At 33.4% G+C, this 13,233-nt stretch carries 14 protein-coding genes and 1 pseudogene; 8 read left to right on the forward strand and 7 right to left on the reverse strand.

The window, feature by feature from the left end; all coding sequences use genetic code 11:
• Nucleotides 1-89, reverse strand: a pseudogene (locus tag VLC96_RS01605) (orotate phosphoribosyltransferase); the annotation flags it as partial.
• 7 nt (nucleotides 90-96) lie between these two features.
• On the opposite strand from VLC96_RS01605, the gene VLC96_RS01610 reads away from it, so the two are divergent.
• The 5 genes from VLC96_RS01610 (at nucleotide 97) to VLC96_RS01630 (ending at nucleotide 5,754) form a co-directional block, all read left to right on the forward strand.
• On the forward strand, nucleotides 97-693 hold the full coding sequence (locus VLC96_RS01610) for an NUDIX hydrolase (RefSeq protein ID WP_325260299.1): 597 nt from the start codon (nucleotides 97-99) through the stop codon (nucleotides 691-693).
• A gap of 152 nt (nucleotides 694-845) precedes the next feature.
• On the forward strand, nucleotides 846-2,042 hold the full coding sequence (locus VLC96_RS01615; protein WP_325260300.1) for a BamA/TamA family outer membrane protein: 1,197 nt from the start codon (nucleotides 846-848) through the stop codon (nucleotides 2,040-2,042).
• Between the two features lie 151 nt (nucleotides 2,043-2,193).
• The gene (locus VLC96_RS01620; RefSeq protein ID WP_325260301.1) at nucleotides 2,194-3,543 is read left to right on the forward strand and encodes a DEAD/DEAH box helicase; all 1,350 of its coding nucleotides are present in this window, start codon (nucleotides 2,194-2,196) and stop codon (nucleotides 3,541-3,543) included.
• A 32-nt stretch (nucleotides 3,544-3,575) separates the two neighbouring features.
• Nucleotides 3,576-5,111, forward strand: coding sequence for a SulP family inorganic anion transporter (locus VLC96_RS01625; protein ID WP_325260302.1), 1,536 nt, complete (start codon nucleotides 3,576-3,578; stop codon nucleotides 5,109-5,111).
• 202 nt (nucleotides 5,112-5,313) lie between these two features.
• On the forward strand, nucleotides 5,314-5,754 hold the full coding sequence (locus VLC96_RS01630; protein ID WP_325260303.1) for a hypothetical protein: 441 nt from the start codon (nucleotides 5,314-5,316) through the stop codon (nucleotides 5,752-5,754).
• Between the two features lie 136 nt (nucleotides 5,755-5,890).
• Here the strand turns inward: VLC96_RS01630 and VLC96_RS01635 are convergent, their stop codons facing one another.
• The 4 genes from VLC96_RS01635 to VLC96_RS01650 form a co-directional block, all read right to left on the reverse strand.
• On the reverse strand, nucleotides 5,891-6,469 hold the full coding sequence (locus VLC96_RS01635; protein WP_325260304.1) for a PhnA domain-containing protein: 579 nt from the start codon (nucleotides 6,467-6,469) through the stop codon (nucleotides 5,891-5,893).
• 52 nt (nucleotides 6,470-6,521) lie between these two features.
• Entirely contained in the window at nucleotides 6,522-6,980 is a 459-nt protein-coding gene (gene coaD, locus VLC96_RS01640) for a pantetheine-phosphate adenylyltransferase (RefSeq protein ID WP_325260305.1), read from the reverse strand.
• 1 nt (nucleotide 6,981) lies between these two features.
• Nucleotides 6,982-7,560 carry a TMEM175 family protein gene (locus VLC96_RS01645; RefSeq protein WP_325260306.1) on the reverse strand — a complete coding sequence of 193 codons (579 nt, stop codon included), beginning with the start codon at nucleotides 7,558-7,560 and terminating at the stop codon, nucleotides 6,982-6,984.
• Between the two features lie 232 nt (nucleotides 7,561-7,792).
• A complete protein-coding gene (locus VLC96_RS01650) occupies nucleotides 7,793-8,764 on the reverse strand; it encodes a D-alanine--D-alanine ligase (protein WP_325260307.1) in 972 nt (323 codons plus the stop codon).
• 342 nt (nucleotides 8,765-9,106) lie between these two features.
• Between VLC96_RS01650 and VLC96_RS01655 the strand changes: the two genes are divergently transcribed.
• Together VLC96_RS01655 and VLC96_RS01660 are read left to right on the forward strand one after the other, a co-directional pair.
• Nucleotides 9,107-9,727 carry a PASTA domain-containing protein gene (locus VLC96_RS01655; RefSeq protein ID WP_325260308.1) on the forward strand — a complete coding sequence of 207 codons (621 nt, stop codon included), beginning with the start codon at nucleotides 9,107-9,109 and terminating at the stop codon, nucleotides 9,725-9,727.
• Entirely contained in the window at nucleotides 9,717-10,760 is a 1,044-nt protein-coding gene (locus VLC96_RS01660; RefSeq protein WP_325260309.1) for an RluA family pseudouridine synthase, read from the forward strand. Before VLC96_RS01655 ends, VLC96_RS01660 begins: the two co-directional genes overlap by 11 nt.
• A gap of 128 nt (nucleotides 10,761-10,888) precedes the next feature.
• Here the strand turns inward: VLC96_RS01660 and VLC96_RS01665 are convergent, their stop codons facing one another.
• Together VLC96_RS01665 and VLC96_RS01670 are read right to left on the reverse strand one after the other, a co-directional pair.
• Nucleotides 10,889-11,875, reverse strand: coding sequence for an SPFH domain-containing protein (locus tag VLC96_RS01665; RefSeq protein WP_325260310.1), 987 nt, complete (start codon nucleotides 11,873-11,875; stop codon nucleotides 10,889-10,891).
• Between the two features lie 155 nt (nucleotides 11,876-12,030).
• The gene (locus VLC96_RS01670) at nucleotides 12,031-12,759 is read right to left on the reverse strand and encodes a biotin--[acetyl-CoA-carboxylase] ligase (RefSeq protein ID WP_325260311.1); all 729 of its coding nucleotides are present in this window, start codon (nucleotides 12,757-12,759) and stop codon (nucleotides 12,031-12,033) included.
• 95 nt (nucleotides 12,760-12,854) lie between these two features.
• Between VLC96_RS01670 and rsfS the strand changes: the two genes are divergently transcribed.
• Nucleotides 12,855-13,226 carry a ribosome silencing factor gene (gene rsfS, locus VLC96_RS01675; protein ID WP_325260312.1) on the forward strand — a complete coding sequence of 124 codons (372 nt, stop codon included), beginning with the start codon at nucleotides 12,855-12,857 and terminating at the stop codon, nucleotides 13,224-13,226.
• Nucleotides 13,227-13,233: the final 7 nt, after the last annotated feature.

Below are 13,233 nucleotides of genomic sequence, written 5' to 3' on the forward strand. Positions count from 1 at the left end.
GTAAAAGGATTTCCTGGATTCAATTTAATTGCATTTATTTGCAAAAGCAATTCGGCTGTTTTTTCGGCTGTATCTTTATTAAAAATCATAATACAAATGTATAAAGTTTTTGTTAACGACAAACCACTTTTTTTGACAAATCAGATTTCAAAGGAGACTGATTTTCAACTTTTCCTGCTGGATAGTATTGATGTCAAGCAGGTTATTGTAAAAATGTTTCAAAATAAAATCAAGAAAGCATATCTCTATCATCCTGATGAGAGCGTGATTATGAAAACATTAAAAGCCAAAATTCCTGTTAATAAAGCTGGCGGCGGATTGGTCTATAATAAAAAAGGTGAAGTTTTGTTTATTTTGAGAAATGGAAAATGGGATCTACCAAAAGGCGGTTCTCAAAAAGGAGAATTAATCGAAGATGCTGCCACACGGGAGGTAGAAGAAGAAACCGGAGTAAATGATTTAAAAATCATACGTAAACTTCAAAAAACCTATCACGTCTTTAAACGCAATGGTAAATACAAATTAAAAATTACGCATTGGTTTGAAATGAAAACCAATTACGAAGGAATACCAATTGGTCAAATTGAAGAAGGTATTGAAAAAGTAGCCTGGCTGAATCCAGAACAAATACAAGAAGCTCTAAAAAATTCATACGAAAACATAAAACTACTTTTTGAAGACGATAATGATTAAATAAAACTTCCAATATCATACCACAAACCTATTTTGTACTGATTATAAGTGTTTTATCTTGACAAAAAGCTACTTTTGAATTATTTTATTCTTATTTTTGATAATTGAATTTTTAAAATTACCCTTTTTCGGAATTTAAAATTTAACTTCAAATGAATAGAAAACTCACTCTAGTCGCTTTTTTATCTTGCACTTTTTATCTCTTTTCATTTTCAAAAAATGTTAATCTCCGGTTATACAAAAAAGAAATAGTAAGCCCTTTATCAATTAGTATTTTGGATACCGTAAAAAAAGGGGATACTGTAAAAAAAAAGGAAAAGAAATTTGCTTTTATGCCAATACCCACACTAACTTATGATCGTTCTCAGGGCTTGGGTGTTGGAGCAATAGCGATGGGGCTTTTTAAGGCTGATAACTCAAAAAAAGCACCTCTTTCCAGAGTAATGGGTGTTGGTAATTATGCTACAAATAAATCTTTCTACTTTATGACCGGGACACGTCTTTATCTTAAAGAGGATTATTGGAGGATACTTGCTGCAGTTGGATATATCAATTATAATTTCCAGGCTTTTCAATCTTTTGAAGATGGAAGTATGGGAGGAGTCGAAGGAGTCTATGAAACACCTTACACTACCAAAGGAACTCTATTTGCATTTGCTTTACAGCGGATGATTTTCGAAAATTTTTATTTAGGTATTGGAGGATTCATAATGCGATCTGATGTAACGATCACGCTTCCAGATGACAGCGAAATCGTAGAGCCCAATAACACAAATTCACTATCTATACCAATAAGCTATGATACCCGAAACAGCATATACAATCCAAGCTCGGGTTTTTTTATAGATGGAAGATTTTCAACTGTGCCTTCGTGGTTGGATAATGATAACGATTTTATCAAAACAATGTTGTACGTTAATTACTATAAAGAAGTGGGTAACCACAAAATTTTAGCTAGCCGATTTGCAATGAAAGCTAATTTTGGAGATGTCCCTTTTGCCTCTCAAGATTATATCGGCCAAACGGATTTAAGAGGATATACTCAAGGGGAATACAGAGGAAATCAGACGTACACCGCTCAATCTGAATTTCGTAATAATTTTTACAAAAAATGGGGCTACGTGGGTTTTGTCGGACTTGGAATTGCTTACAGAAAGTCTGAAGAGGGAGCGGCATCTGGTGACTGGTACAATTCAGGGGCTTCTTGGAGTAAACCTCTTCCTAGTATCGGTGCCGGTATCCGTTATCTGGTAATTGAAAAGGCTGGTCAAAAAGTAAACGCAGGAATTGATATAGCAGCAGGACGAGGCGATTGGGGATTTTATTTTAGAATGACTGAAGCTTTTTAAAGAGATTTGCAAAAATCAATGTCAATATCAAAGTTCTAACTTTCTACAGCTAATTTCCGTCTTCTGCTTTCTGATTTTCACATCATTTTGAATCAAAAAAGATTAATTCCGGCTATGGAAAACAGCTTGTCTTTTTAGTTACCTTTGCAAAATGAACAAGAAACACCATTCCAACAATATATTACTGAATTTAGGCATTGAAAGCCTAAACGAAATGCAAGAAGTTGCGCAAAACGTTATTCTAAATGACAACAATGTTTTATTACTTTCTCCAACAGGTTCTGGAAAAACATTAGCTTTTTTACTTCCAATTTTCGAAATGTTACAACCTGAAATTCTTTCGGTTCAATGCTTAATTTTAGTTCCATCACGCGAGTTAGGTTTGCAAATTGAGCAGGTTTGGAAAAAAATGGGTACTGATTACAAAGTAAACGTTTGTTACGGAGGACATTCTATTGACACTGAAATTAAAAATCTCAGCAACCCACCAGCAGTTTTAATTGGAACTCCGGGTAGAATTGCAGACCATATCGATAGAGGAACATTTAGATTAGATAAAATTCAGACTTTGATTTTGGATGAATTTGATAAATCGTTGCAATTGGGATTTCATGAACAGATGTCGTTTATTATTGGAAAACTTTCAAAATTAAATAAGAGAGTTTTGGTTTCAGCTACTTCTGACATTGAAATTCCAAAATACACAAGAGTTGCCAATCCAACCGTTTTGGATTTTATTCCAACAGAAGAAGAACAAGAAAGTAACTTAACTTCAAAAATGGTTATTTCTCCTTCAAAGGATAAATTAGAAAGTTTGTTCAATTTAATATGCTCATTGAAATCACAATCGGCTATTGTCTTTTGTAATCATCGTGATGCTGCCGAGCGCATCAGCGACACTTTGAACGAAAAAGGAATTTATTCCACTTACTATCACGGCGGAATGGATCAGGAAGAACGAGAAAGAGCTTTAATTCAATTTAGAAACGGGAGTATAAGTTATTTAATCACTACCGATTTAGCCGCTCGTGGATTGGACATTCCTGAAATGAAACACGTAATTCATTATCATTTACCATTAAAAGAAGATGAATTCACACATAGAAATGGACGTACCGCTCGTATGCAAGCGTCAGGAACTGCTTATCTAATTATTCATGAAAGTGAAAAAAAACTAGATTATGTCGATTATGAAATGCCAGTTTTTAATGTAGAAAACAACACCTCTTTACCTAAACCACCCGAATTCCAAACTATTTATATAAGCGGTGGGAAGAAAAACAAACTCAATAAAATTGATATAGTAGGCTTCTTTTCTCAAAAAGGGAAACTCGAAAAAGGAGATTTAGGCTTAATTGAAGTGAAAGATTTTATTTCTTTTGCGGCAGTAAAATTCAATAAAGTGAAAGACTTACTTCGTAATGTAAAAGACGAAAAAATGAAAGGTAAGAAGTTTAAAATCGAAGTTGCCAGAAAGGTCATCAAGAAAGAAGAAGAATAACTCATAGTTATTGTTTAGTTTCAAATTATTTTATGAAAAAACTATTTAATTTATTTGACTTCTCTCAAAAAGTAAATTACAAAACAGAAATTTTAGCGGGTTTCACTGTGGCAATGACTATGATTCCAGAGTCTTTGTCATTTGCAATATTGGCAGGCTTCCCGCCTTTAATGGGATTATATGCAGCTTTTATCGCAGGACTAGTTACTGCAATATTTGGAGGAAGACCTGGATTGATTTCTGGGGGAGCCGGGGCAACTGTCATTGTGCTAATAGCTTTAATGAAATCAAATGGGTTAGAATATGTTTTTGCGGCGGTAGCTTTAGCAGGAGTTTTACAAATTATAGTAGGCATTTTTAAATGGGGTAAATTCATTCGATTAGTGCCTCGTCCCGTGATGTTTGGTTTTGTAAACGGATTAGCAATCGTTATTTTCATGTCTCAATTGGAACAATTCAAAACCATTGTCAATAACCAAAGTGTTTGGCTTTCAGGAACACCGTTGTATATTATGGCTGGTTTAGTTGCTTTGACTGTTGGTATTGTAATGTTGGTACCAAAATTGACTAAAGCAGTTCCAGCTTCATTAATAGCAATTATTATAATTTTTGCATTAGTGTTTTTCTTTGGAATTCAAACCAAAACTGTAAAAGATATCGCTTCGATAAGTGGTGGTTTTCCGCCATTTCATATCCCAAATATTCCATTGAATTGGAAAACTCTGCAGATAATTTTTCCATATTCATTGATTATGGGGGCTGTTGGCTTAACAGAAGGATTGTTGACACTAAATCTAGTTGATGAAATTACCAGAACCAAAGGAAATGGAAATCGCGAATGTATTGCACAAGGAACTTCAAATATATTAAATGGTTTTTTCTTCGGGATGGGTGGTTGTCCTATGATTGCTCAGACATTAGTAAATCTTTCTGCTGGTTCAAGGGCTCGCTTGTCTGGGATTGTAGCTGCATTGACTATCCTTTTGATTATTTTATTTGGTGCACCGATTATTGAACGACTGCCAATGGCGGCTTTGGTAGGTGTAATGTTTATGGTTGCCATTAGCACTTTTGAATGGGCTAGTTTTAAAATCGTCCATAAAATGCCGAACCACGATGTTTTTGTTGTTGTAATAGTGGCTCTAATCACAGTTTTATTTCACAATTTAGCTTTGGCCGTTTTGATTGGAGTTGTTATTTCCGCTTTAGTTTTTGCTTGGGAAAGTGCCAAGAGGATTCGTGCCAAAAAATATATTGATGACAATGGCATCAAACATTATGAAATATATGGCCCGCTCTTTTTCGCATCAATAGTGGCGTTTACTGAAAAATTTGATATAGAAAATGATCCAAATGAAGTAATTATTGATTTTAAAGAAAGTAGAATTGCAGATATGTCGGCAATTGATGCTTTAAACTCAGTAACAGAACGCTACAGTAAATTAGGTAAAAAACTGCACCTAAAACATTTAAGTCCAGACTGCATTCGATTATTAAAAAATGCAGAAACAATTATTGATATAAACATTATTGAAGATCCTTTATACATTGTTATCAATGAAAAATAATTTTCATCTAGACTCATGCATTAGGGTTTTTCCTGCAATTAATTTACTTTTTATTTTATCCATCTTTTGAAATTATGAACAAAAAAAAAGACATAATGTTAATAAAAAACAGGATCTGCCAGGGAGTTGTTTTTTTTTATTATTATGTTTGCTGACAAATATTTAACCTATCTTGAATATATTTTTAAACCCCAAATAAATTATGAAAAAAGTCATTGCGTTTGCTATTTTACTTATTAGCTCTGTTGGTTTTAGCCAAATTAAAGTTCTTGAAACTGTGCCTGTTGAAAGATTAGGTAGAGTAAATAATAATTTTTATGTTCAAAAAATTGGTGATGAATTTACCTTTTTCTACACTACTCAACCATCAGATGACGAAGAAGCAACTTTAAAGAATTTTACATTTAAAAACGTAGATAATGCATACCAAAGTTTTTATGGTATTATTTCAAAAGGTTTTTCTGCAAGCCCTTTAAATGATGTAAAACTAGAATTACCTAACAATTATCTTTGGTTACACTACATAGTTAGTTCAGACAAAACAACAGTTCAATTTATGGTAACTAATAAAGCAGCTAGTTCAACAAATGTTTCTGAACCATTATCTAAAGAGCAAATTGATAAGTTATTTCAAAAAAGCTAGGAGTTAGTATTCAGTTCTCAGATTTTAGTATCAGTGAACTTTCGACTTAATAAAAAATCGTTAACAGAGAAAAATTTCTGTTAACGATTTTTTTTTATTTTGAAGTCACTTTTTTACTGACCACTGAACTTCTAAATTATATTTTCTTCACGTATTGGGTGATAATTACAATTTGTTGACCATCGACTTTACCTTCAATATATTCAGCATTTTCATGGTCTAAGCGAATGTTACGCACCGCAGTTCCTTGTTTGGCAACCATGCTAGATCCTTTTACTTTTAGATCTTTAATTAAAACCACCGAATCTCCATGAGCTAAAATAACACCATTTACATCGCGGTGTACAATTTTGTTTTCATCATCTTCTCCTTCTCCTGTAGCCTGAGCCCATGCCAAAGTTTCATCGTCTAAATACATTTGTTCCAACAATTCTTGTGGCCACCCATTTTTGCGTAAACGACTCAACATTCTCCAAGCTACAACTTGTACTGGTATATGTTCACTCCACATACTATCGTTCAAACATCTCCAGTGATTTAAATCTTCGTGTCCTGGATTTTCTATTTGATCAATACAAGTAGTGCAGGCAAAAATGCTTTCGTCCAAACCTCCTTTTTGCGTTGGCAAAACTTGGTATTCCTTTAGATTTTCAGTGGCAGCACATAATTCACATTGTGAACCGCTGCGTTTATTTAATTCTCTTTCTAAACTCATTCTAAATATTTATTTCTTTTTGCAAAAATAGCACTAAAAAAGGTTTTTGAGTCTATTTTTTTACTCGAACCGCATCTGGAACTAACAATTCGTATTCTCCATTATTTCGAATAACATCTCTCACGATACTGGAACTGATGTATGAAGTTCTTGCTGCTGTCAATAAAAAGACAGTTTCAATTTTAGACAATCTCCTATTAGTATGAGCGATAGCTTTTTCGAATTCAAAATCTGCAGGATTGCGTAATCCTCTCAAAATAAAATCGGCTTTAATTTTTTGGCATATATCAATGGTTAAACCTTCATAAGTAATAACCTTAATTTTTGGTTCATCTTTAAAAGTCTCTTCAATAAAGCGTTTTCTTTCTTCTAGAGAAAACATATATTTTTTTTCAGCATTCACCCCAATAGCAATTACGATTTCATCGAACAAAGGGATTCCTCTTCGAATAATATCTTCATGTCCTAAAGTAATAGGATCAAATGATCCTGGAAATAATGCTTTTTTCATTTTATAATTTATTAATTTGATTTTCAATTCTTTTGTCGGGGATAACCCACATCAATGCTACAAAAATATAGAGAATTCCAGAAATAATTGGAGAAACAAATGCCAACGGAATGGCTGAAATATAGCAAGCCAATGATATTTTTCCTTTTTTGTCTTTGTTTACAGCGTGCTGTAAAACAGATTCTGTTCCCTCTAGTTTTATAATTCTGTTTTGGAGTAATGTATATGAAATAGCGCACATCAGTAAAATGCAACCATAACAGGCAATGGGAATTGTTGAAAATGATTGGCCACCCATCCAACTTGTTGCAAAAGGAATTAAGGAAAGCCAAAACAACAATGCCGTATTGAGCCATAGAACCGAACCGTCTATTTTTTTAACCACCTGAAACATATGATGGTGATTGTTCCAATAAATTCCGATGTAAATAAAACTCAGTACATAACTCAGAAAAACAGGAATTAAGGGGAGTAAACTAGATAAATCAGAACGCTCAGGAGCTTTGATTTCCAGAATCATGATCGTGATAATTATTGCCATAACACCATCGCTAAAGGCTTCGATTCTGTTTTTGTTCATTTCTTTGAGTTTCTAATTTGCTAAGATTCTAAGATACTGAGTTTTTTCGCTGATTGCACGAATTTTTATAGTCCTGCTTGTCATTCCGTAGGAATCTCATGTTGATTAACTCATGTTGATGAGATTCCTATGGTATGACAATCTAATATGAAATAAATTATCACTCTATTTTGTTATTCCTGACAAAATCTTAGCCTGCACATATTACTTAGAAACTAAGAAGCTCAGCAACTTAATTAAGCGCCAATTCAATCGCATTGGTAAACAAATCGGTCAATGAAATCCCTGCTGCTTTGGCTTGTTGCGGAATCAAACTTTCGGTTGTTAATCCTGGAATTGTGTTCATTTCTAACATATAAGGTTCGCCATCTACGAAGATGAATTCACTTCTTGAAAAACCTTTCATTTTTAATACTTCATAAGCACGCTTGGCTGCTTCGCTAACTTTCTGAGTCATTTCTGGAGAGATTCTGGCAGGGGTGATTTCCTGAGATTTTCCTTGGTATTTTGCTTCATAATCGAAGAAATCATTTTCGGAAACAATTTCTGTGATTGGCAAAACAATTATTTCTCCTTGGTAATTGATTACACCAACTGAAACTTCGGTTCCATCAAGGAAACTTTCAATGATGATTTCGTTATCTTCTTTATAAGCGACCTCGATAGCAATTGGCAATTCGGCTTCGGTTTTTACTTTAGAAATTCCGAAACTAGAACCTGATTTGTTTGGTTTTACAAAACATGGTAATCCAAGCGTTTTTACGATTTCGGCAGTATCGATTTTGTCACCTTTGTTTAAATAATAAGATTTAGCTGTTTTGATTCCATAAGGTTTTAAAACAGAGAGCATGTCACGTTTATTAAACGTTAATGCTGCCTGATAATAATCACATGAAGATTGTGGCAGACCAATTAATTCGAAATAAGCTTGCATTAACCCATCTTCACCCGGGGTTCCGTGAATGGCATTGAAAACACAATCGAAGGTGATTTTTGTTCCGTTTACGGTTGTTGAAAAATCGTTTTTATCGATCGGAAATTCATTATCCTGATCATCAACATATACCCATTTTTCTTTAAAAATATGAATTCTGAATCCGTTGTATTTTGTTTTGTCTAAGAATTGATAAACTACGTTTCCACTGATTAAGGAGATTTTGTATTCGCTAGAATAGCCGCCCATGATGATGGCAATGTTTTTCATGTTTTTGATGGTTTTTGATGCAATTTTACTTTTTAAATTTCGTTTGTTGTACTGGCAAAATTGTATTTGAGTATTAATGTTGTTTTGAAAATGAATGTCCTAGCCCTGATGGAAACGATATCCTTTTGTGCAAAAAAACTAATTTTTCTTGGTATAAAAGAGCGACTGAAAGAAGCTCCTTTTATGCCTTTAGAAAAATGTTTTTTTTAAGCAAAAGATACAAGTGTACAGCAGGAATAGCTCCTTACATAGAACAATGCTCGGAAAGACAAATACTATTAAACAAAATTATCATTTTTTTTGAAACGAAATACCTTTATCTTTGCGGGAAATAAAAAATTTATGAGCTTAAAAAAATATCTTACGAGTCGTGTATTTTTTGGACAAGTGCTTTTGGCATTTGCAATTATTGTAGTTTTGGCTTATTTGTTTATGCATTGGTTGACTTTTACAACCGATCATGGACATGAAATCGCTGTTCCAGATTTGAGAAAATTGACAGAGGAACAAGTGGAAGAAAAACTGGATGAATTAGATTTGGACTATGAGTTGTTAGACAGTGTGGATTTTAGAGGAGATTTCCCAAAATATAGTGTAGTTGAACAAGACCCGATGCCTGGAACAAAGGTAAAAGTGGGTCGAAAAGTATATATCAAAATAAATTCTTCTGGATTTTCGTCTGTTCGAATTCCAGATTTGATCGAAAAAACATATCGTGAGGCAGTTCCAACATTAAAAGCTCTTGGACTTGAAGCTGGTACTATTACTTATGTACCTAATTTAGGAAAAGATATGGTTTTGGAAATGCGTTTTAAAGGAAGAAATGTAAAAGCTGGAGATCGAGTTTTGAAAGCCTCAAAAATTGATTTGGTTTTGGGAGATGGAAAAGAGAGTTATCAGGAAGAACCAGCGGATAGTTTAGCAACTCCGGCAACAGATACAGAAGCACCAAATGAACAATAATATTGAACCGATAGAGGATTTAGAAGAAGAATTATTTGAACATCACCGGTTTGAAGTTCCCAAAGGTCAAGCGATATTGCGAATTGACAAATACCTGATGGGCTTAATTCCAAACGCGACAAGAAATAAAATTCAGAATGCTGCAACTGCTGGTGATATTTATGTAAATGACGTTCAAGTAAAATCAAATTATAAGGTAAAACCTTTTGATGTGATACGTATTATGTTATCGCATCCCCCGTTTGAAAATAGAGTTGATCCAGAGGATATTCCGCTAGATATTGTTTATGAAGACGATGCGCTATTGTTAATTAATAAGCCGCCTGGATTTGTAGTGCATCCAGGTCATGGAAACTACACAGGAACTTTGGTAAATGCATTGGCGTTTCATTTTGAGAATTTACCAATGAACAGCAGTGAACGCCCGGGTTTGGTTCATAGAATTGATAAAGATACTTCAGGCTTATTGGTTGTTGCCAAAACCGAAGCAGCAATGACACATTTGGCAAAACAATTTGAAGCTAAGACATCTGAAAGAGAATATATCGCTTTGGTTTGGGGAAATGTTGCTCAAGATGCCGGAACTATCGAAGGAAATTTAGCAAGACACTTGAAAGACCGCATGCAAATGGCCGTTTTTGCTGATCCTGCAATCGGAAAACCTGCGATTACACATTATAAAGTTTTAGAACGTTTTGGCTATGTAACCTTGATTTCATGCCGATTGGAAACAGGAAGAACACATCAGATTCGTGCACACTTAAAACATATTGGTCATCCACTTTTTAATGATGAACGTTATGGTGGTCATTTGATTTTAAAAGGAACAACTTTTACAAAATACAAACAGTTTATTGAGAATTGTTTCAAAGCGTTGCCTCGTCAGGCGCTGCATGCCAAAACACTTGGCTTTATTCATCCGAATACAGGCGAAATGATGCGTTTTGATACTGAATTACCTCAGGATTTTCAAGATTGTATTGAAAAATGGAGGAATTATTCGAAATCACATCATGTGGACGATGAAGAATAAAATTAATTTTATAAACAAAGAGGCTGTCTAAATAAAATTAGACAGCCTTTTTGATTTTTAACACAAAGAGAGCAAAGCTTTGCATACCTAGCACATAACCTTGCGTTCATTTCTGTTGTATTTATAATTTACTCAGTTTCTTGAGTAGGATTTGAAGTATCCGAAGGATTGTAGTCTATTGAAGTGTTATTTGATTTTTTAACACGTGGCGACTGTTTTTTCATTTGTTCTCCTATGATGTTTGAAGCAGAAAAACTAGTAACCATATTATTTAGCATATCGCTTGCTGCTTGTGGTGAATTTGGCAACAAAATCAAGTTAGAATTTGTATCAGCCCCAATAGCTTGCAAAGTATCATAATGTTGAGTAATAACAATCAAAGCCGATGCTTCCTGAGAATTAATTCCTACTTGATTCAAAACTTCCACACTTTCTACTAAACCACGGGCAATTTCTCTTCTTTGATCTGCAATACCTTGTCCTTGAAGTTTTTTACTTTCAGCTTCAGCTTTTGCTTTTGCTACAATTCTAATTCTTTGCGCTTCAGATTCGAACATAGCAGCTGTTTTTTCTCTTTCGGCAGCATTGATTCTGTTCATTGCATTTTTAACCTGAATATCTGGATCAATATCGGTTACCAAAGTATTGATAATATCATATCCATAGGCCATCATCGCTTCATTTAATTCTCTTTTTACCGCAATGGCAATATCATCTTTTCTTGCAAATACATCATCCAAAATAAGCTTAGGAACTTCAGCACGAACTACGTCAAAAACGTAAGCTGTAATTTGATCATGCGGATATTCTAATTTATAGAATGCTTCGTATGCGTGTTCAGGAATTACTTTAAATTGGACCGAAATTTTCATTTTCACAAACACGTTGTCTTTAGTTTGTGTTTCAATAATTACATCTAATTGTTGAATTCTAAAATTTACACGACCAGCAATTCGGTCAATAATTGGAACTTTAAGTTGTAATCCGGAATTACGGATACTCAAAAACTTTCCAAAACGTTCTACAACAACCGCAGTTTGCTGTTTTACAGTAAAAAAAGAGGAAAAGAGAATAATTAGTCCAAAGACTAAAAAAGCAATCATAAATGGTCCCATGTTTTTTTATTTAAGTTAAAACTATTATACGTGAGACTCAAATAAAAGTTACAAATCATGTAAGAACAACATTGTATTTTATTAAAATTTTTAATGTTAAATTACAATCAAAGAAATGTAAATTAAAGATAATATCACTTTTTAAGAGTAAAGTTTTAATATAGCATTTGTACTTCCTTTAGATTATATTCACATATATCATCGTTTTCTAACATAACCTGAAGTTTTCCAATTGGCGAAACACCTTTTATAATTCCCATAAAATTGGATTCTTTTCCATCGGCAAAAGCAGTAGGAATACCAATTTTAAATAAAAGGTTACTATATTCATTCCAATAAAAAGACGGTTGTAGAGGATAGTCTGCAATTATTTCTTCAATTTCCTGCACAATTTGATATAAAATTTCTTCTTTATTAAAATCACAATTACAAATTAGAGCCAAAGATGAAGCTCGCGGTAGATTTTGAAAATCCCGTTGATTTACATTAAGTCCCAAGCCAGCTATTGAAACAATTGTTCCTTCACCTTTGATACTATTTTCTATCAATATGCCACCAATTTTCTTATTAGCTGACATAATGTCGTTTGGCCATTTGATACTTAATTCGGGTATATTATATTTTTTTAAGGTTCGAATTACCGCTAAAGAGATAACAACATTAAGATTAAAAACATCTTCATTGTCAAACAAAAAATCTTTAATCAACACGCTCATTATAAGGTTTTTTCTCGATTCAGAATCCCATTTGGCTCCCATTTGTCCCTTCCCTTTCAGTTGATTTTCAGCTGTAATAACAGTAAAATTTTGAATCTCTTGTTTGTTTGACAAGCCTTTCAGAAAATCATTAGTAGAATCTATGGCATCGAGTTTGATTAACTTCATGTGTATTATTTTTGCAAAACATAATTTAATATTATGTTAAGGTTCAAAATTAATCACAAAAAATGGTAACTTTACAAATTCATATAAAAAAATAAATGGCGAAAAAGACTATAAACAACGATGTTCTTCTGGCAAACATCATAAAAGGGATAGAGGAAGTAAAAGGAAGTGATATCGATATTTTAGATTTAAGAGAAATAGACACAGCAGTTTGTGACTATTTTGTAATTTGCAATGGAAATTCAAACACTCAAGTGAATGCTATTGTAAGTTCAGTTCAAAAAACAGTTTCAAAAGATTTAAAAGACAAACCTTGGCATGTAGAAGGTTCTGACGTAGCCGAATGGGTATTAATGGATTACATTCACGTGGTTGTGCATGTATTTCAAAAACACATTCGTGAATACTACAATATAGAAAGTCTTTGGGGTGATGCAAGAATCACTAAAATCGAAAACAAATATTAAAGAAATA

It is taken from the genome of Flavobacterium sp. (assembly GCF_035456085.1).
Lineage (GTDB): Bacteria > Bacteroidota > Bacteroidia > Flavobacteriales > Flavobacteriaceae > Flavobacterium.